17 protein-coding genes are annotated in these 19,551 nt (G+C 67.1%); 16 read left to right on the forward strand and 1 reads right to left on the reverse strand.

Going from position 1 to position 19,551, the window contains the following annotated elements:
- Positions 1–4: 4 nt before the first annotated feature.
- The 16 genes from CSV86_RS22915 (at position 5) to CSV86_RS22975 (ending at position 18,665) form a co-directional block, all read left to right on the forward strand.
- Positions 5–1,285, forward strand: a complete 1,281-nt coding sequence (locus tag CSV86_RS22915) for an MFS transporter (RefSeq protein WP_009398061.1) — start codon at positions 5–7, stop codon at positions 1,283–1,285.
- On the forward strand, positions 1,282–1,899 hold the full coding sequence (locus tag CSV86_RS32140; protein WP_240160541.1) for a hypothetical protein: 618 nt from the start codon (positions 1,282–1,284) through the stop codon (positions 1,897–1,899). Before CSV86_RS22915 ends, CSV86_RS32140 begins: the two co-directional genes overlap by 4 nt.
- Entirely contained in the window at positions 1,896–3,653 is a 1,758-nt protein-coding gene (locus tag CSV86_RS22920) for a thiamine pyrophosphate-binding protein (RefSeq protein WP_240160542.1), read from the forward strand. Before CSV86_RS32140 ends, CSV86_RS22920 begins: the two co-directional genes overlap by 4 nt.
- A complete protein-coding gene (gene pigE, locus CSV86_RS22925) occupies positions 3,653–6,172 on the forward strand; it encodes a prodigiosin MAP biosynthesis aminotransferase PigE (protein ID WP_009398057.1) in 2,520 nt (839 codons plus the stop codon). The genes CSV86_RS22920 and pigE overlap by 1 nt, the downstream gene beginning before the upstream one ends.
- Before the next feature lie 226 nt (positions 6,173–6,398).
- Positions 6,399–7,571: a molybdopterin-synthase adenylyltransferase MoeB gene (gene moeB, locus CSV86_RS22930; protein ID WP_009398055.1), complete on the forward strand. Its 1,173-nt coding sequence runs from the start codon at positions 6,399–6,401 to the stop codon at positions 7,569–7,571.
- 10 nt (positions 7,572–7,581) lie between these two features.
- Complete coding sequence (locus tag CSV86_RS22935) at positions 7,582–7,992, forward strand: M67 family metallopeptidase (RefSeq protein ID WP_009398054.1); 411 nt, start codon at positions 7,582–7,584, stop codon at positions 7,990–7,992.
- Positions 7,993–8,015: 23 nt separating this feature from the next.
- Positions 8,016–8,288, forward strand: a complete 273-nt coding sequence (locus tag CSV86_RS22940) for a MoaD/ThiS family protein (RefSeq protein ID WP_009398053.1) — start codon at positions 8,016–8,018, stop codon at positions 8,286–8,288.
- Between the two features lie 84 nt (positions 8,289–8,372).
- The gene (locus CSV86_RS32145) at positions 8,373–9,338 is read left to right on the forward strand and encodes a CoA transferase (RefSeq protein WP_240160543.1); all 966 of its coding nucleotides are present in this window, start codon (positions 8,373–8,375) and stop codon (positions 9,336–9,338) included.
- Positions 9,314–10,162, forward strand: coding sequence for a CoA transferase (locus CSV86_RS32150; protein ID WP_240160544.1), 849 nt, complete (start codon positions 9,314–9,316; stop codon positions 10,160–10,162). Before CSV86_RS32145 ends, CSV86_RS32150 begins: the two co-directional genes overlap by 25 nt.
- Positions 10,159–11,808 (forward strand): class I adenylate-forming enzyme family protein, encoded by a 1,650-nt coding sequence (locus CSV86_RS22950; protein ID WP_009398050.1) that lies wholly within the window; start codon positions 10,159–10,161, stop codon positions 11,806–11,808. Before CSV86_RS32150 ends, CSV86_RS22950 begins: the two co-directional genes overlap by 4 nt.
- A gap of 3 nt (positions 11,809–11,811) precedes the next feature.
- The gene (locus CSV86_RS22955; RefSeq protein WP_009398048.1) at positions 11,812–12,975 is read left to right on the forward strand and encodes an acyl-CoA dehydrogenase family protein; all 1,164 of its coding nucleotides are present in this window, start codon (positions 11,812–11,814) and stop codon (positions 12,973–12,975) included.
- Positions 12,972–14,150, forward strand: a complete 1,179-nt coding sequence (locus CSV86_RS22960) for an MFS transporter (protein WP_009398047.1) — start codon at positions 12,972–12,974, stop codon at positions 14,148–14,150. Before CSV86_RS22955 ends, CSV86_RS22960 begins: the two co-directional genes overlap by 4 nt.
- Entirely contained in the window at positions 14,134–14,580 is a 447-nt protein-coding gene (locus tag CSV86_RS32155) for a hypothetical protein (RefSeq protein WP_240160545.1), read from the forward strand. The genes CSV86_RS22960 and CSV86_RS32155 overlap by 17 nt, the downstream gene beginning before the upstream one ends.
- A 59-nt stretch (positions 14,581–14,639) precedes the next feature.
- Positions 14,640–15,164 carry a hypothetical protein gene (locus CSV86_RS32160; RefSeq protein WP_240160546.1) on the forward strand — a complete coding sequence of 175 codons (525 nt, stop codon included), beginning with the start codon at positions 14,640–14,642 and terminating at the stop codon, positions 15,162–15,164.
- Between the two features lie 922 nt (positions 15,165–16,086).
- Positions 16,087–17,100 (forward strand): extracellular solute-binding protein, encoded by a 1,014-nt coding sequence (locus CSV86_RS22970; protein WP_009399557.1) that lies wholly within the window; start codon positions 16,087–16,089, stop codon positions 17,098–17,100.
- On the forward strand, positions 17,100–18,665 hold the full coding sequence (locus CSV86_RS22975; RefSeq protein ID WP_009399556.1) for an ABC transporter permease: 1,566 nt from the start codon (positions 17,100–17,102) through the stop codon (positions 18,663–18,665). Before CSV86_RS22970 ends, CSV86_RS22975 begins: the two co-directional genes overlap by 1 nt.
- Here the strand turns inward: CSV86_RS22975 and CSV86_RS33850 are convergent, their stop codons facing one another.
- On the reverse strand, positions 18,666–19,550 hold the full coding sequence (locus CSV86_RS33850) for a methyl-accepting chemotaxis protein (RefSeq protein WP_446532481.1): 885 nt from the start codon (positions 19,548–19,550) through the stop codon (positions 18,666–18,668).
- Position 19,551: the final 1 nt, after the last annotated feature.

Raw genomic sequence — 19,551 nt, forward strand, 5'->3', positions numbered from 1 at the left:
CTCGATGGAGCGCACGCGGATCGCCGGCCTGCAAATGCTGTTCGGCTGGCTCAACCTGGTGCTGGCGGTGCCCAGCATCTACCTGATGTTCGGCATGCCGCTGGTGATGCGCCAATACGGCTGGAGCGGCACCGAGATCGGACTGTTCCAGCTCGCCGGGTTGCCGGCGGTGTTCAAGTTCCTGCTCGCCGTGCCGGTGCAGCGGATACGCCTGGGCCGTGCTCACCTTGTGTCCTGGATGCTGCTGCTGAGCGCCGCGCTGCTGCTCCTGTACTGGTTGATCGGCCGGCAAAACCTGATCGAACAGCGTCTGCTGCTGTTCGCCATGACCTTCGCCATCAGCATCGTCGCCACCTGGATGGACATCCCGCTCAATGCCCTCGCGGTGCAGTGGCTGCCGCGCAGCCAGCAACTGCGCGCCGGCAGCATCCGCTCGGCGGCGCTGTTCCTCGGTGCCATCGTCGGCGGCGGGGCGATGCTGCTGATCCAGGCGCGCCTGGGTTGGCAGGCGCCGTTCCTGATCATGGGTGCCGGCCTGCTGCTCGGCGTATTGCCGCTTCTCGCCCTGCGCCGCACGGCCCGGCCGATCGAGACCGAACACACCGCACCAGGCGGGTTCGTTGCCGACTGGACGAGCTTCTTCAACCAGCCCGGCGCCCGGCAATGGACCGGGCTGCTGCTCACCGCCTTCCCGTTCATCGGCGCAGCCTGGCTGTACCTCAAGCCGCTGCTGCTCGACCAGGGCATGCCGATGCAGGACGTGGCGTGGATCGTCGGTATCGCCGGCGGCGTCACCGGCGTGGTGTCCAGCCTGATTGGCGGGCGCCTGATCGGCGTGCTCGGCACCGCCCGGGCGATCCTGGCCTACCTGCTCGCCGCCCTGCTTGCGTTGCTCCTGCTCACCCTCAGCGTGTGGCTGCAACTGGGCACCACCTGGCTGGTCGCCAGCGCCCTGTGCCTGGCCGCGAGCATGGGCGCAGTCTCGGCGCTGATGTTCGGCCTGACCCTGTTCTTCAGCCGGCGCCAGCGCACCGCCAGCGACTACGGCCTGCAATCGAGTCTATTCGTCGTCACCCGCCTCGCCGCCCCGGTGGCGGCCGGGTTGCTGCTCGATCGTCTCGGCCAGGCCGGCATGCTCGCCTGCCTCAGCACCGGCCTGTTGCTGGCCCTGCTGTTGGCCTGGCGAGTGCGCCACAGCATCGCCGGCAGCGCTGAAGCCCTGCTGAACCACGAACGTCACGCCGCTGCCGGGGTGACCCCCATCACTACCGAGGGCAAAGCATGAAGCCTCGTACCGTCGGCATCTGCCTGGTCAGCCGCGACAGCACGCTGCAGGAGGATGTGCAAGCCGTGCTCGACCGGCTCAATCACTGGCTGGGCCATGAAACCGCGATCGCCAGCCTGCACTGGCCGGACAGCGACTCGCGCTGCCTGTACCGCCAGGTTGCCGGACAGGCCGAGGCCTATGTGCGCGAGCATGCCGGCAATCACCACCTGTACCTGGACATGCGCTGTTTCGACGACGCGGCAGCTGCCCGTGAAGCACTGGCCAGCGCCGACAGCGAAAGCGACTACGTGCTGTTCGACACCCGCCACCTGGCCGATCAACCCGAGAGCGACCCGCTGGTGGAACTGCTCGCCGCGCAACCCGAAGCCAAGCGCTCGCCCAGTTCCGCCCTGCTGCTCTGCAACGAAGAACACCTGCAGCACTGGCTCGGCCGCCTCGGCGGCAACCGCCTGGTACGGGTGCCCCACGAGCGCCAGCCACTGCGCCGCGCCGACCTGCTGCGGCTGTTCATCGATCATCTGGAACACGCCTACTTCAACCGCCTGCTGGCCCGCACCACCCTGCAATCCAGCGAACCGGTGGCCCTGGCCCGGATATCGAGCAGCGCATGAACGCGCGCTGGGGCGAGCAGTGGGACTGCCACTTCTTCACCGGTTCCATGGTCGCCGGCTTCCTCGACTCCATGGGCGACCTGCTGCGCGACAGCGGCCGCGGCTTCCACACCGCCAGCAACGAGCACGCCCTGGCGGTCAGCGCCCTGGCCGGCTGGCAGCTGTATCGCCGGGCCTATGTGATCGTGATGACCTCGGGCATGCTCGACGAACTGCGCGGCACCCTGGCCAACCTCAAGCGCGCCGGCGCGCCGGGCCTGGTGATCTGCGCCGACTCGCCGGAGTCGGTGTGGTTCGCCTTCCAGGGCAGCCTCGACTGCGATAACGACGGCCATCAGGTGATCGCCGCACGCGGGCTCTGGCAGCACTTCATCCGTCGCCCGGAAGACGCCCGCGCCAGCGTCGAATCGGCCTTTGCCGCGCTGGACCAACGTCCGGCACCCACCTTCCTGTTCGCTACCCAGGCGGTGCTCGAGTCACGGGTGCAAGATCAAACGCCAGGCTCGGTGGCGCCTGCCCCGGCCACCGCCAGCGACCTCGACGACCGCCAGCGCGCCGCCCTCGACACCGTGGTGCAGGTGCTCAACAGCGAGCCTTCGCGGATCCTCTGGCAATGCGGCCGCCTCAGCGAGGAAGAACGCCAGCGCGTGCTGGCCCTGGCCCGCCGCAGCGGCATCGCCCTGGCCGACAGCATCATCGCCCCGGGCAGCGTTTGCGCCTACCAGGACCAGGAGCCGGTACTCAACTACCTCGGCCCGCTGTCCATGTACGGCTTCAGCCGGCGCATCCATGCCTTCCTCGAACAGCCGCAGGACGATGAAGGCAAGCCCTGGCTGTTCTTCGTCAAGAGCAAGATCGACCAGTCGGCCACGCCCTACTCCGAGGGCCGCCTCAAGCGCCTGTTCCATATCGTCCAGGTCAATCGCCAGCGCGCGCATATCGCGCCGTTCACCGAGGTGGCGGTAGAGCTTCCCTTGGGCAAGGTGCTCGACTACCTGGAGCCGCGCCTGGACGTGCCGCCCGCTTTGCTGCACGCCCGCCGCGAACGCCTGCAACGCCTGCAGCGTACCCGCGAGGCGCTGCCCAGCGACCAGATCGAAACCCTGCCGATGACCCCGAACTTCTTCTTCCATCGCCTCGGCCAGTTGCTTGGCGAACTGATCGAGCGCGATGGTTATCGCTACACCGGGGTCTACGATGTCGGCCGTTGCAGCATTTCGGCGATGCGCAACCTGCCACGCACCGATGCCGGGTTCTCCGGCTGGTATGGCCGGGCACTGATGGGCGATGCGCTGATGTCGCTGCCCTACATCGCCTTGAACAACTGCCGCCATGTGCTGGCGTTTATCGGCGACGGCGCCCGGGCACTGGTCCCGGATATCGAGCAGCGCCTGGCCATGAGCCTGGCCAGCGCCCAGGACGCCGCCTCCCGCAACGTCACCGTGCTCTACCTCTCCAACGGCGTGCTGTCGATGATCCAGACCTACCTGGACAAGCGCTACGCCTGCCACGGCGCAGCCCAGGTCAATGTGCCGCTGAACGACCGGCCGCAGCATGCCGAGCAACGCTTCGGGCCGATCAGCATCTGCCGCGCGCGCCTGCTCGCCTTCTGCCCCGACACCCTGCGCCAGGCCCTTACCGCCCCTGGCCGCCTCAACTTCTTCGACGTCTGGCTGGGCCACAACTCGGAAGGCGATGGCTTGAGCCTCGTTTCCGAAACGGCCTGGAGCCGCCTCAACGCAGAGAACCACTGATGAAATTCGGATTCATTGCCCACCCCACCTCCATCGGCCTGCTGCACCAGGTCAAATTGATCGACCTGCTCGACCGCACCCTGGAAGAACAGGCCTGGGGCTACGACCGCGAACGCTGGCGCCAGCGCAACCTGGTGCCCTTCGTCGATTTCGGGCGCATCGTCAGCGCCAGCGGCGCGGAGTGCTCGGGTGTCCTGCAATTCATGCCACTGACCGCCGAACAGATGCTGCGCCAGCCACGGGCCATCGCCGAACGCGTGCTCCAGGGTGTCAACGCGCTCAAGGCCGAAGGCGCCGAACTGGTCGGCCTAGGAGGCTTCACCGCCATCGTCGGCAACCGCGGGCTGGCGACCATGGAACAGGCCGAGGTCGCCGTGACCACCGGCAATTCCCTCACCGCCTTCGCCGCCTACGCCAACCTGCTGGACAGCCTCAGCCTGCTTGGCGTGGCGCCGGGGAATGCCGAAGTCGCCGTGCTCGGCTACCCCGGTTCGATCGCCCTGGCCGTCGCCCGCCTGCTCGCCGAACAGGGCTGCCGCCTGCGCCTGGTCCATCGCGGCAACCAGCGCCAGGCCGAGGCGCAGCTGGAATACCTGCCGACGCAGTACCACCGCCAGGTCAGCCTGCACGACACCATCGAGGACTGTTACGCCAGCGTGCGTTTCTATGTCGCCGCCACTTCCAGCGGCGGCCTGATCGACCCGCGCCGCCTGCTGCCCGGCAGCGTGGTCATCGATGCGGCGCTGCCCAAGGATGTGATGGAGGTACCGCATACCCGCCGCGACATCCTGCTGGTGGACGGCGGCCTGGTCTCGGCCAGCCCGGCGGTGCACCTGGGCCTGCGCACCATGGGCCTGGAGCCCAAGCGCAGCATGAACGGCTGCCTCGCCGAAACCATGATCCTGGCCCTGGAGGGCCGCGCCGAACCCTTCTCCATCGGCCGCGAGTTGCCGGCGGACAAGGTCCTCGAAATCGGCGCCATCGCTGCTCGCCACGGCTTCACCCCTTCGCCCATGGCCAGCGCCGGCGAAACCCTCGGTGCCGATGATTTCGGCCGCCTGCACCGGCACCACCACGGCCAGCGCCCGGTGCAGGCCAGCGATGCGAGAAAGGCCCCGCAGGACCTGCGCCGCGAAGTGCTCAACAGCTTCGGCGAGCACATCAACCCGGTGCTGCGCGAGTTCTACCGGTTCAACCATATCGAGCGGGTCTTCAGCCATGGCGAAGGCTGCTGGCTGACCGACCTCGACGGGCGCCGCTACCTGGACTTCGTCGCCGGCTACGGCTGCCTCAACACCGGGCACAACCACCCGGCGATCAGCCAGGCCCTGCAACGCTACTTGCAAGAGCAGTTCCCGACCTTCATCCAGTACCTCTCCGCACCGCTGCACGCCAGCCTGCTGGCCAAGCGCCTGGCGGACCTGGCGCCGGGTGGATTGTCGCGGGTGTTTTTCAGCAACTCCGGGACCGAGGCGGTGGAAGCGGCGCTCAAGCTGGCCCTGGCCGCCAGCGACAAGACGACCGTGCTGTACTGCGACAACGGTTACCACGGCAAGACCCTCGGCGCCCTTTCGGTGACCGGCCGGGCCAAGCACCGCAAGCCGTTCGAACCGCTGCTGCCGCGCTGCGACAGCCTGCCTTTCGGCGACCTCGATGCGCTGCGCCAGCGTCTGGAGAAGAACGATGTGGCAGCGCTGATCATCGAGCCGATCCAGGGCGAAGGCGGGGTGATCCTGCCGCCGCCGGGCTACCTCGCCGGAGTCCGGGCCCTGTGCGACGAATTCGATTGCCTGTGGATCCTCGACGAGATCCAGACCGGCCTGGGACGCACCGGCAAGTTGTTCGCCTGCGAATGGGACGACACCGCGCCGGACATCATGGTGCTGTCCAAGTCGCTCTCCGGCGGACTGGTGCCGATTGGCGCGACGCTGTCCAAGGAGGCGGTGTGGCACCGTGCCTATGGCGATATCGACAGCTTCGCCCTGCACACCTCGACCTTCGGCGGTGGCAACTTCGCGGCGGCGGCGGCCCTCGCGGCACTGGACGTGCTGGAGCAGGACGGCCTGATGGACAACGCCGCGCGGGTCGGTGCGCACCTGCAGGAGGGCCTCCAGGCAATTGCCGGGCGCTACCCGTTCATCAAGGCAGTGCGCGGGCGCGGGCTGATGCTGGCGATCGAGTTCAGCAACAGCATGGCCGGGGGCATCGAGGCGCTGGTGCGAGATATGGCCGGGCGCATTCCGGGACAGGCGGCGGCGACCTATCGAATGTTGTCGGGCAAGGCGCGGCGGCATCTGGAAGCGGCCATGGAAGAGCTGGAGCAGAGCCTGGAGGACATGTTCGTGCTGCGGCTGATGACCAAGCTGTCGGAGGAGCACGGGATCCTGACGTTCGTGACGGCCAACAACAACAGGGTGATGCGCATCCAGCCGCCGCTGGTATTGGGGATCGAGGAGGCTGATCGATTCCTCGGGGCGTTTGCGGCGGTCTGCGAGGATCTGGCCACTTTTGAATCCTGATTGACAGTTCCGGCCTCATCGCTGGCAAGCCAGCTCCCACAGGGATCGCGTGTACCGCTGAATCTGTGGGAGCTGGCTTGCCAGCGATGAGGCCGGTACAGCCACAACACTTCTCATACCTTTTCCACGCTTTCCCATACGAATCCCCTGCCCCACCCCATTGAATCCTCGCCTGTCACATTTGAAAATAATTCCAGTTCGTATCTACTGAATGGAAGAAAGCGATATGACCTTACCGCCGCTGGTTGAACCCGGTGCCGAGCTGAGTCGCGAGGAAGTGAACCGCTACAGCCGTCACCTGCTGATCCCGAACATGGGCGTAACCGGACAACGCCGCCTGAAGAACGCCAGGGTGCTGGTGATCGGCGCTGGCGGCCTGGGCTCGCCGACCCTGCTCTACCTCGCCGCCGCCGGCGTCGGCACCCTTGGGGTGATCGACTTCGACCGGGTCGACGAGTCCAATCTGCAACGCCAGGTGATCCACACCGTCGACAGCGTCGGCGAACTCAAGGTGGAAAGCGCCCGCCAGGCCATCGCCCGGCTAAACCCGCTGGTCAAGGTGATCACCCATAGCGACCGCCTGGAACCCGGAATCGCCGTGGAGCTGTTCTCGCGCTACGACCTGATCCTCGACGGCACCGACAACTTCGCCACCCGCTACCTGGTCAACGACGCCTGCATCCTTGCCAACAAGCCCTATGTCTGGGGCTCGATCTTCCGCTTCGAAGGCCAGGCCTCGGTGTTCTGGGAAAACGCTCCGGACGGACGCGGCCTCAACTACCGCGACCTGTATCCCGAGCCACCACCGCCGGAGCTGGCCCCGTCCTGCGCCGAAGGCGGCGTGCTGGGCGTGCTCTGCGCCGCCATCGCGTCGATCATGGCCACCGAGGCGATCAAGCTGCTGGTCGGTATCGGCGATCCGCTTCTTGGCCGCCTGATGGTCTACGACGCCCTGGACATGAATTACCGCGAGCTGCCGATCCGCCGCCTGCCGAAACGCGCGGCGATCACTGCGCTGTCCGACTACCAGAGCTTTTGCGGCCTCAACCGTCCTTCGCTGGCCGACCACAGCAGCGTGCCGCTGATCAGCGCGCTGCAACTGAAGTCGCTCAGGGACGGCGGCAAAGCCCCGGTGATCATCGATGTCCGCGAGCAGACCGAATGGGACATCGTGCGCATCGAAGGCGCGCTGCTGATGCCCAGGTCCGCCGATGTCGCGCAGCAGATTCTCGAACGCTTCGGCCACGACACCGAACTGGTCATCACCTGCAAGTCGGGCATGCGCTCCCAGGCCGTGTCCAGCGACCTGCGCAAGCTCGGCCTGGACAAGGTGCGCAACCTCGACGGCGGCGTGCTGGCCTGGGTCCGCGACGTCGAACCGGCGTTGCCGACCTACTGAGGACGCGGCCATGACCCTGCGCATCACCCGCGCGGCGCTGGAGCAGATCCAGCGCCAGGCCGCCCGGGAGCATCCCCTCGAAGCCTGCGGCGTGATCGCCGCGCCCTGTGCGCAGAAGCTCGCCAGCCGGGTGATCCCGATGCGCAACCAGGCTGCGTCGCCAATCTGGTTCAGCTTCGATCCGCGCGAGCAATTGGAAGTGTGGAACGAACTGGACGAGCGCGACGAGGAGTGCCGCGTGCTCTACCACTCGCACACCACGAGCGAGGCCTGGCCCAGTCGCGAGGACATCGCCCACGCCCAGGATCCGCAGGTGCATTACCTGATCCTGTCGACCTGGGCCGAGGCCAGGCACCGGGCCCGCAGCTTCCGCATCGTCGAAGGCCGGGTGTTCGAAGAACAGCTGTCCATCCAGGAATGAGACATCAACCAAAGGAGATTCACATGTCGGTTTCAGTCATGGTTCCAACCCTGCTGCTTCCACTCACCGACGGGCAGAAGAAAGTCGAGGCCCAGGGCGAGACGGTGCGCCACATCATCGACCACCTCGACAGCCGCTACCCGGGGATCAAGGCGCGACTGGTGCACCAGGACGAGGTGCACCGCTTCGTCAATATCTACGTCAACGACGATGACATCCGCTTCGCCGCCGGCCTCGCTACCAGCGTTGCTCCCGGCGCGAAGCTGACCGTACTGCCGGCCGTCGCTGGCGGCTGAGTCCCGCTAGGCCGTGTCGCCGGCTCGCCTGCGACACGGTAGCACCGGTTTTCCGATTCACTGTTCCACCCAAGGTGCTTCCCCATGTCCCGACTCCTGGATGACGCCGGCCTGAGCTGGCGCAGCGGCCCCTGCCTGCCCGCGTGGCAGAGCCTGAGCGCCGCCCTGCAACGCCAGGGCGACTGCCTCGGCCTGCGCCATGCCGACGGCGCGCCCGATGGTCCGGCGCTGCAACTCATGCACCCCGATCTGCAACCGCTCCAGACCCGCTTCACCGGCTTGCCGGCGCTGCCCCTGGAGCTGTCCACCGAATTCACGCTCCAGGCCGCCTGCGGTCTCATGTCGGTGCACGGCCGCGCCAGTGGCAGGCTCCAGGCCCTGGGCGTGAACTATCTCGCCACCCTCAACGCCGCCCTCGCCTGGCAAGGCAGCCTCGCCGCTGCCGTCGGCCAATTGCGCGGCGGGCGCTTCCATGAGGTGGCCCTGCAACCCGCCGCCGGCGCGCTGCTGAGCATTGGCCAGTACCTGGCCGGGGCCACTGCGCCAGAAGATCCCGAACACCTGCTGCCCGGGGCTGACGATGCCCTGGCCCGGCCGCCATTCCTCTCTGCCGATGGCGTGTTGTTCGAGCTGGAAACCCTCGACAGTCACCCGTGGCGACAATTCTGGAATGCACTCGGGGTCAGCGACGCGATTGCCGGAAAGGCCTGGCAACGCTTCCTGCTGCGCTATGCCCGCGCCGTCGCCCCCATGCCTGCCGAGTGCCTCGACGCCCTGGCCGGCCTGCCGCTGGCGCGGATCCAGGCCATTGCCGCCGAGTGCGGCGTGGCCCTGGTGCCGGTGCGGGATGCGGCGCAGCGGCAAGGCGACAGCAACTACACGGCCAGCGCTGCCAGCCCGTGGCAAATCCGCCGTGGCGTCGCCGCCCCTGCGCCGCACCGTGCAGCGCCCGTGCGCCTGCCGCTGGAAGGCATCCGCGTGCTGGAATCCTGCCGTCGCATCCAGGGCCCCTGGCCGGGCACCTGTTGTCGTTGCTCGGTGCCGAAGTGATCCGCCTCGAGCCCCCGGGCGGCGACCCGCTGCGGAATATGCCGCCCTGCGCCGACGGCTGCTCGGTGCGCTTCGATGCACTCAATCACCTGAAGGACGTGCGCGAGGTGGATATCAAGTCTGCCGCCGGTCGCGCCGAGATCCACGCGGCGTGCCGCGACGCCGATGTGTTCCTGCACAACTGGGCGCCAGGCAAGGCCGCAGAGCTGCACCTGGATGCCGCCGACCTGCACGCCACCCAGCCCTCGCTGATCCATGCCTATGCCGGCGGCTGGGGCGATGCCCGGGTCGCTGCGCCGGGGACCGATTTCACCGTGCAGGCCTGGTCCGGTGTCGCCTCGCGCATTGCCGCCGCGTCCGGTACTCGCGGCGGCACCCTGTTCACCGCCCTCGACGTACTCGGCGGCGTGGTCAGCACCCAGGGCATCTGCGCCGCCCTGCTCGACCGCGAGCTGCACGGCCACGGCGCGGCAGTGCACAGCTCGCTGCTGGGCGCCGCCGACCTGCTTCTCGACCGCCGTTGCGACGAACCTTCGCCGTCCCTGCTGCAAGGCCTGTTCAGCACCGCCGACGGCGTCCTCGCCCTCGACTGCCAGACCCGCCAGCAGCACCAGGCCCTGATGCGCCTGCTCGGCGGCGAAGCCGACGCGACCAGCCTCGCCCGACAACCCAGCGCGCACTGGCTGGACGCCTGTCACGCAGCCGGCATTCCCGCCAGCACCGCCCATGCAGACCTCGCCCTGCTCGCCGCCGATCCGCGCCTGGCCCCGAGCCTGTCCCAACGCGCCTACCGCGCTGTTCAATCTCCGTGGAGTTTCCTATGAATACTGCCGGCATCATTGACCTCGTCCCACTACACATCCGTCGTCGCTGGAGCGAAGACGGCAGCTATCCCAACCAGGATGTGTTCAGCCTGTTCCGCCAGCGCGCCGCCGAATCCCCGGACAAGGCCGCGGTGCTGTCGCCGGAAGGCAACATCAGCTTCGCCGGACTGCTCGACGCCGCCCTGCGCATGGCCGCCAGCCTGCGCCAGGCCGGCATCGTCGCCGGCGATGTGGTGGCCTACCAATTGAGCAATACCTGGCGCTGCTGCGCCATCGACCTGGCAGTGGCAGCCCTCGGCGCCATCGTCGCGCCCTTCCCGCCGGGTCGCGGCAAGCTGGATATCCAGTCGCTGGTGCGGCGCTGCGATGCCCGGGCGGTGATCGTGCCGCAGGAGTACGCCGGCATCGACCTGTGCGAGGTGATCGAATCGCTGCGCCCGACCCTGCTGTCGCTGCGCATCCTCATCGTCGACGGCGAGCCCCGCGCCGGCTGGTCGACCCTCGACGGCCTGCTAGACGCTGCCCCCATCGATTCCGCCAGCCTGCCGCAGGTGTGCCCGGATTCGCCGGTACGTCTGCTGGTGTCCTCGGGTACCGAGTCCGAACCCAAGCTGGTGGCTTACTCGCATAACGCCCTGGTTGGCGGCCGCGGCCGCTTCCTGCAACGCATCAGCAACGACGGCGCCGAATTCCGCGGCCTGTACCTGGTGCCGCTGGGCTCGTCGTTCGGCTCCACGGCCACCTTCGGCGTGCTGTGCTGGCTCGGCGGCTCGCTGGTGGTGCTGCCGCGCTTCGACGTGGGCGAGGCGATCAAGGCCATCGAGACCCTGCGCCCGAGCTTCATCCTCGGCGTGCCGACCATGCTCCAGCGCATCGCCGCCGATCCGGCCCTGGCCGATGTCGACAAGTCCAGCCTGCGCGGCCTGATCTGCGGCGGTTCGCTGATCGACGAAGCCACCGTGCTGCGCTGCACCGAGCACTTCGGTTGCGGCTTCATCAGCCTCTACGGTTCGGCCGACGGGGTGAACTGCCACAACACACTGGACGATCCGCTCGACGTGGTGCTCAACAGCGTTGGCAAGCCGAACCCGGCGGTATGCGAAATCCGCATCGTCGACGACCTGGGCCGCGAGCTGCCCCATGGCGATGTCGGCGAGATCACCGCACGCGGGCCGTTGAGCCCGATGCAGTATGTCAACGCACCGGAGCTGGACGAGCGCTACCGCGACGGCGAAGGCTGGGTGAAGACCGGCGACCTCGGTTTCATCGACCCGCAGGGCTACCTGGTGCTGGCCGGACGCAAGAAGGACATCATCATTCGCGGCGGCGCCAATATCAGCCCGGTGCAGATCGAAGGCCTGATGATGGGCCACCCGGACGTGGTCACCGTGGCCTGCGTGCCGGTGCCGGATGCCGACCTCGGCCAGCGCGTATGCCTGTGCGTGACCCTGCGCGAAGGCGCGGCGAAGCTCGCCCTGGCGGATATCACCGCGTTCCTGCGCGAGCAGGGCCTGGAGGTCAACAAGCTGCCGGAGTACCTGCGCTATTACCGTCACCTGCCGCTGACCCCGGCGGGCAAGATCGACAAGCGCGCCCTCGCCGCCGATGCCGCCGGGCTCGGTGAAACCGTACGCCAGGTGGGCTGAGCCATGAGCAACGCATCTCCTGAGGCAATCGACCTGGCATGGCGCGTTCGCGTCTTCGTCGACGACCACATCCTGCCCCATGAACTGGCGCTGGGCGCCTATGACCAGGCGGCCGCCGTGCTGGCCGCCGGGTTGCAGGCAAAGGCCCGGGCGGCCGGGCTGTTCGGCAGTTTCTATCCCGGCAGCCCGATCACCCGCCTGAGCGATTACCTGGCGGTGGCCGCCGAGGAAGGCCGCAGCGAATTCGCCCCGGCGATCCTCGGCTGCGACGCCACCCTCGACACCTGGATGCTGGATCGCCATGCCAGTCCGGAGCAGCGCGAGGCATTCCTGTTGCCGCTGCTGCGTGGCGAGTCGGTGCCCTGCTACGCCATGTCCGAGCCGGACAGCATCGGCTCGATCCCGGCGACCCTGCAGTGTCGTGCCTACTGGCAGGGCGATCACTGGTGCCTGAACGGGCGCAAGTGGTTTATCTGCCGCGCCGCCCGGGCCGACTTCGCCACGGTGATCACCCGCACCGGCGACGGCGCGATCGGTGAAGCGCTGTCGATGCTGCTGGTGCCCACCGACAGCCCAGGCTTGCGCTTCATTCGGCCACTGGCCCTGCTGGGGCGCCAACAGGGCCAGGGCGAACTGCATTTCGACAATGTGCGGGTCGAGGCCTCGCAGGTGCTCGGCGAGCCCGGTCAGGGCATCGCCTTGATGCAGCGCCGTCTCGGCCTTGGCCGCCTGCTGCGGGCTGCGCACTGGCTAGGGCTGGCGCAGCGCTGCTTCGATGATCTGTGCGCGCGGGTGCATTCGCCTCGCGGCCAGCTGGCGCGGCTGGCCGACAAGCAACTGGTGCGCGGGCGGGTCTATCAGGTGTATCGCGATATCGCCGCCGCCCGTGGCCTGCTGCGGAATGCGGCGGAGAAGTTCGACCTGGGCCTGCCCAACGCCATCGAGGTCAACCTGGCCAAGCTGGCGGCCTCGGACGCGCTGTCCGGCGCGGTGGATTCGGCGATGCAGATCATGGGTGCCGAGGGCCTGAGCGAGCTGTCGCCGCTGTCGGGCATCTACCGGCATGCGCGCACCACGCACATTCTCGACGGCACCGACGATGCGCTGATCAGCACCCTGGGTCGCGATCTGCTGGCCGCCACGGCACCGGGCAAGGTGAACCCATGAAAAAGCACGCCGCCCTGGCCGCCCTGCTGACCTGCGCCATGGGCCTGCCGATGATGATCTTCTACGCCCTCGGCGTGCTCGGCCCGCAACTGATCGCCGACCTCGGCATCGACCGCGAACACCTTGGCTGGCTGACCACCAGCGCCTTTGGCCTGGCGGCGCTGCTGTCGCCCTGGGCCGGGGCGCTGGTGGCGCGGATCGGCTCGCGCAACGGGCTCCTCGCGCTGTTTTTGCTGGTGGCGCTGTCGTTCAGCTTGATGGCGGTGCTGCCCGGCTTCGTCGGGGTGGTGATCGCCCTGTCGTTCTGCGGCGTGGCCCAGGCCCTGGCCAATCCGGCGACCAACCAGGCCATCGCGCAAACGGCCGATGCACCGAAGGCAGCGTTGGTGGGGTTGAAGCAGGCGGGCGTGCAACTGTCGGCGTTGATTGCCGGGTTGGCGCTGCCTGCCTTGAGCGCGTGGCTGGGCTGGCGTCTGGCGCTGGCCTGCTGGGTGCCGGTGGCGCTAGTGCTGGCGCTGTGGGTGCCGGGGCGGGTCGCCGCGCCAGCGGCAGGCACCCGTGCGCCGCTGCGCGTGATCTCGGCCAATGGCTGGCTGCGGCGGCTGATGGCAATCCAGGCTTGCGCCGGGTTGTGCCTGTCGTCGTTCATCACCTTCTTCGGCGTGTATGCCAGCAGCCTTGGGGCCAGCCCTTCCAGAATCGGCTTGATGGTCAGTTGCTTCGGCCTGATGGGCATCGCTTCGCGCCTGGTGCTGACCCCGCTGGGTGCGCGCCTGAAAGATGAAACCGTGCTGCTTGGCGGGCTGTTCCTGTTTGCCCTCGGGACCCTGCTGGTGATGCAGCAGGCGTCGGGCAGCAACCACTTGCCGTTGTGGCTGGGGGTGACCGGCATGGGCCTGAGCCTGGTGGCGAGCAACGCCGTGGCCATGAGCATGCTGCTGCGCGATGCGCGGTTCGGTGGTGTTGCCGGCAGTGCGGGCATGCTGTCGCTGGGCTTCTTCGGCGGTATAGCCGTGGGGCCGCCATTGTTCGGCGTGCTGCTGCGCCAGCCCGGCGGATTCGCAGTGGCCTGGACACTGCTGCTGGTCGCCCTGTTGGTCGGCGCCGTGCTGTGCCGCAACCTGTATCGCACCCGTCGTACCGAGGAGGGCCGTTCCCATGCCGGCACAGCGTAAGCGCAAGGCGGTGGTCGACGCTCTGTTCAAGCAGCTCGACAGCATTTCCCGGCAGTGCGGCGAACAGTTCCCGCTCTACCGCCTGCCCCGCGAACGCAAATGGAAACTCTCGCGGCGCGGCTCGTGGCTGGGTGGTTTCTGGGCCGGGCTGTGGTGGCGGCGGGCGGCGTACACCGAGCTCAGCGAAGATCTGGACCAGGCCACGTTCTGGAGTCGCCAACTGGTAGCGCAGCTGGACGAGCCGAGCCTGAACCGCAGTTTCGTGTTCTGGTACGGCGCCGCCTTTGGCGGGCGCCTGGCCCAGGATCAACCGGCACGGGAGCTGGCCTTGCGTGCTGCCGACACCCTGGCCCGGGATTACCGCCCGGATATCGGCGGCTGGCCGCTGGGCCCCGGCATGGGGGTGGCGACGGCGGGGATGCGACCCTGAATATCGATGCGCTGGCGCCAACGTTGGCGCTAATGCATCTGCAGGCGGACAAGCGCGAGATGGCACGCAGTCATCTGGAGCTGTGTCTTCGCACCTTGCGCGGGGAAGGCGGGGCGTGGGCGAGCCATGCGCGGTTCGATGAAGACGGTCGCGTCAGCCGTGGTCCGGCTGGCCAATGGGCACGAGGGCAGGCCTGGGCAATGCTCGGGCTGGCTGAAGCGGTGAAGCTGTATGGCGGCGTCTATGCGGCGCCGGCCCGTGAGGCGTGTGCCTATTGGCTGGAACGCTGGGGCAAGGACACGGGCGATGCCGATCCCTGTGCCATGGCCATCGCCTCGCTGGCGTTGCTGCGCCTATGGCAATGCCTGCCGGGGATGAATGAATGGCGGGACCTCGCGTTCAAACAGCTTGAAGGGTTGATGTCGCTGGAGGTGCAGCAGGGGTGCTTTGTCGGGCATTACTACCGGACCGGGGCGGATCAGGAGCAAATGGTGGAATCGGCTTGTGCGACGTTCTTCCTGGTGGAGGCGTTGTTGACCCAGGACCAGGTGATGGCGGCGCAGGGCGGGATCGCCGGGTGGTAACACTCCCAAGACACCACAAAACCCTGTGGGAGCTGACCTCCCAGCGATGAGGCCGGCAAAGGCAATGAGGTTGGCAGACCTGGCCAAATCGCTGGCAAGCCAGCTCCCACAGGGTATTGCGCACGCCTATATCACCTTGGATTGCCTCTACAGAATTTCGGCCAACCACTGAAACCAAGCCTGACCTGGACATTGTGGGAGCTGGCTTGCCAGCGATGAGGCCGGCAAGGGCAATGAGATTGGCAGACCTGGCCAAATCGCTGGCAAGCCAGCTCCCATAGGGTATTGGGCATGCCTATATCACCTTGGATTGCCTCTACAGAATTTCGGCCAGCCACTGAAACCAAGCCTGACCTGGACATTGTGGGAGCTGGCTTGCCAGCGATGAGGCCGGCAAGGGCAATGAGGTTGGCAGACCTGGCCAAATCGCTGGCAAGCCAGCTCCCACAGGGTATTGGGCACGCCTATATCACCTTGGATTGCCTCTACAGAATTTCGGCCAACCACTGAAACCAAGCCTGACCTGGACATTGTGGGAGCTGGCTTGCCAGCGATGAGGCCCCTAAGGGCAAGGAGGTTGGCAGACCTGGCCAAATCGCTGGCAAGCCAGCTCCCACAGGGTATTGGGCACGCCTATATCACCTTGGATTGCCTCTACAGAATTTCAGCCAACCACTGAAACCAAGCCTGACGTGGACATTGTGGGAGCTGGCTTGCCAGCGATGAGGCCGGCCAGGGCTATGAGGTTGGCAGACCTGGCCAAATCGCTGGCAAGCCAGCTCCCACAAGGGCCAGCAGTGTGCTTTCGATAAAGCGGAAATCCGATAGTCAGCTCATGAAATTCCCGCCATGCAGCCACTTGAGAAACGATTTCGTTTACCATTGTTTCCAAATATGTAGCCGCAAGCGAGGATTGACCCGCATGACGATTCGCAGTAACCCGATTTTGCGCGGCCTGGCCGTTTCCCTTCTCGGCCTGGTGCTCGCCGCACCCGCCGCGATGGCCGCTGATCCGGTGACCCTGACGCTCTACAACGGCCAGCACAAGGAAATCGGCGAAGCCATCGCCAAGGCCTACGAGGCCAAGACCGGCATCCATATCAAAATCCGCAAGGGCAGCAGCAACCAGCTGGCCAGCCAGATCATCGAGGAAGGCGAGCGTTCTCCAGCCGATGTGATCTACACCGAGGAATCCCCGCCGCTGAACAACCTCGGCGAGCTGGGCCTGCTGGCAACCATCGATCAATCGACCCTGGACGTCCTGCCCAAGGAATTCGTCGCCGCCAACGGTACCTGGATGGGCGTAACCGCACGCACCCGGGTCGTGGCCTTCAATCCCAAGGAAATCGACGAGAAGGACCTGCCGCAATCGGTGATGGACTTCGCCGATCCGGAGTGGGACGGCAAGATCGGCTTCGTGCCAACCAGCGGTGCCTTCCAGGAGCAGGCCGTGGCCATCCTGAAAATGCACGGCCGCGAAGCCGCCGAGGAATGGCTGACCGGCCTCAAGGCCTTCGGCAAGACCTACACCAACAACATGGTCGCCCTGAAGGCAGTGGAAAACGGTGAAGTGGCTGCGGTGCTGGTCAACAACTACTACTGGTATGCGCTGAAGAAGGAGCGCGGCCAGCTGGATTCCAAACTGTATTACCTGGCGGACGGCGATGTCGGTGGCCTGATGACCATTTCCGGCGCCGCCGCGGTCAAGGCCAGCAAGCATCCGAAGGAAGCCCAGGCCCTGCTCGCCTGGATGGCCAGTGAAGAAGGCCAGCGCGTCATCACCCAGACCACCGCCGAGTACCCGCTGCACAAGGGCATGGTCTCCGACCAGGGCCTGAAGCCGTTCGAAGACCTGCGTCCGCCGAAGATCACCCCGGCCGACCTGGGTAATGCCGAGGAAGCGCTGGAACTCGAACGCGAAGTCGGCCTGCTCTGATGAGCGCCGCGCTTCCCGTGGAGCTGAACAGCGGCTTCGTGCCGCGGCGCAAGCGCCCGTCGGTGTGGGTGGTGCTGCCGGTCCTGCTGCTGGTGGGGCTGAGCCTGCTGCCGCTGCTGTACGTAGCGATGAAGACCTGGGAAGCCGGCTGGCACGAGGCCCTGCGCCTGATCTGGCGGCCCTTCGTCTGGGGCCTGATGCGCAATACCTTGCTGCTGATGGTCGGGGTGACCGTCACCTGTGCGGTGGTCGGCCTGTCCCTGGCCTGGCTGCTGGAACGCAGCGACCTGCCCGGGCGGCGCCTGTGGGGCGTGGTGTTGTGCCTGCCGTTCGCCGTGCCGTCCTTCGTCAGTGGCTTTACTTGGGTGTCCCTGAGCCCGAAATTCGAAGGGCTGTGGGGCGCGATCCTGGTGATGAGCCTGTCCAAGTATCCCCTGGTGTTCCTGCCGGTGGCAGCGACCCTGCGCAACCTCGACACCTCGCTGGAAGAGTCGGCACGGACCATGGGCTGCAACCGCCGGGAGGTGTTCCGCCGGGTCACCCTGCCGCTGCTGTGGCCGTCGATCCTTGGCGGCTGCCTGCTGATCGCCCTGCACATGCTGGTGGAGTTCGGCGCCCTGTCGATCCTCAACCTGCAGACCTTCACCACGGCGATCTACCAGCAATTCGAGCTGGAGTTCAGCAATGCCAATGCGGCAATGCTGTCCGCCGCGCTGCTGCTGATGTGCCTGCTGATGTTGTGGCTGGAACTGCGGGTGCGCGGCAAGGCGCGGCATGTGCGGATCGGCCAGGGCGTGGCCCGGCGCGGTGCGCCGATCCGCCTGCGCGGCTGGATGCCGCTGGGCCAGGCTTATTGCCTGGGCCTGGCGATCCTCGGCAGCGGCATTCCACTGGGGATGCTGGCCTACTGGTTGAGCGTGGGTTCGTCGGCGGCCTTCCCGGTGGCGGACATCAGCCGCGCGCTGCTGTCGTCGCTGTCGATCTCCTTGGGTGGTGCCGGCGTGAGCCTGCTGCTGGCCCTGCCGGTCAGCTTCCTGGTGGTGCGCTACAAGGGCCGACTGGCGATCTGGGCCGAGCGCCTGCCGTACCTGTTGCACGCCCTGCCGGGGCTGGTGATTGCCCTGACCCTGGTGTATTTCGCCCTGCACTATGTGCCGGCGCTGTACCAGACTACAGGGCTGTTGCTGCTGGCCTATGCCTTGCTGTTCCTGCCGCTGGCCCAGGCGCCGGTGCGCACGGCGTTGACCAAGGCCGCACCACAGCTGGAAGAGGCGGCACGCACACTCGGCGCGACGCCGTTCATGGCGTTTTGCCGGATCACACTGCCGATCATCTTCCCGGCCCTGGCCGCCGCCTTCGCCCTGGTGTTCCTCGACGCCATGAAGGAACTCACCGCGACCCTGCTGCTCAGCCCAACCGGCATGACCACCCTGGCCACCGAGGTGTGGGCGCATACCGCCAACGTCGAGTTCGCCGCGGCGGCGCCCTATGCGGCGCTGCTGATCCTGGTGTCCGGTTTGCCGGTGTACCTGCTGACCACCCGGATGTACCTGAACCGCGCCTGATCAGGCGCGGAACTGGCCCAGGCTGGCCTTGAGCTGGGCCGCCAGTTCATCGAGCACCTTGCTGCTGGCGGTGGTCTGCATGACCACCTGGGCAGCGCGTTCGGCCTGGGCATGGATGTTTTCCACCCTTCCCCTTACCGCCTGCGCGCCCTGGGCCTGTTGCTCGGCAGCGCGGGTGGCCAGGCCGATGGCCGCATGCACCTGCTCTACCGAGGCCTGCACCGACTGTTGCAGACGGGCGTTGTCGCGCAGCACCAGCAAACCTTCGCTGGCCTGGCGCCCGGCCTGGCTGATCGCCGCCACGGCTTCCTTGGCGCCTTGCTGCAGCGCGCCGATATGGGCCTGGATATCGCCCGTCGAGCTTTGCGTCTTGCTCGCCAGTGCCCGCACTTCGTCGGCTACCACGGCAAAGCCGCGCCCGGTTTCCCCGGCCCGCGCCGCCTCGATCGCCGCGTTGAGCGCCAGCAGGTTGGTCTGCTCGGCGATGCCATGGATCACGGTCAGCACCACTTCGATCTGCTCGCTCTGCTCGGCCAGGCGCTCGATCACCTTGGAGCCGGTATCCACCTGGCCGGCCAGCGCCTCGATCAACGTGGCGACCTGGGCCGAGCTGCGGCTGTTCTCGTCGGTGGCCTGGCGGATATCCACTACCTGCTGCAAGGCCTCCTGCATGGCACGGCTTTCCGCCTGGGCCTCATCGGCCATGCTCGACAGGGCACGCAGGCTTTCCGCCACCTCGTCACGCTGCAATGCGGCAGCAGAGTCGGCGCCGGCGCTGCGCTGGGCCATGCTGCTGATCTCCACACCGGTGCGCTGCGCCACTTCGCCGGCCTCGCGAACAATAGGTTGCAACTTGTCGACGAAGCGGTTGACCGCCGCGGCCATG

The sequence above is a fragment of the Pseudomonas bharatica CSV86 genome, from assembly GCF_000319305.2.
Lineage (GTDB): Bacteria > Pseudomonadota > Gammaproteobacteria > Pseudomonadales > Pseudomonadaceae > Aquipseudomonas > Aquipseudomonas bharatica.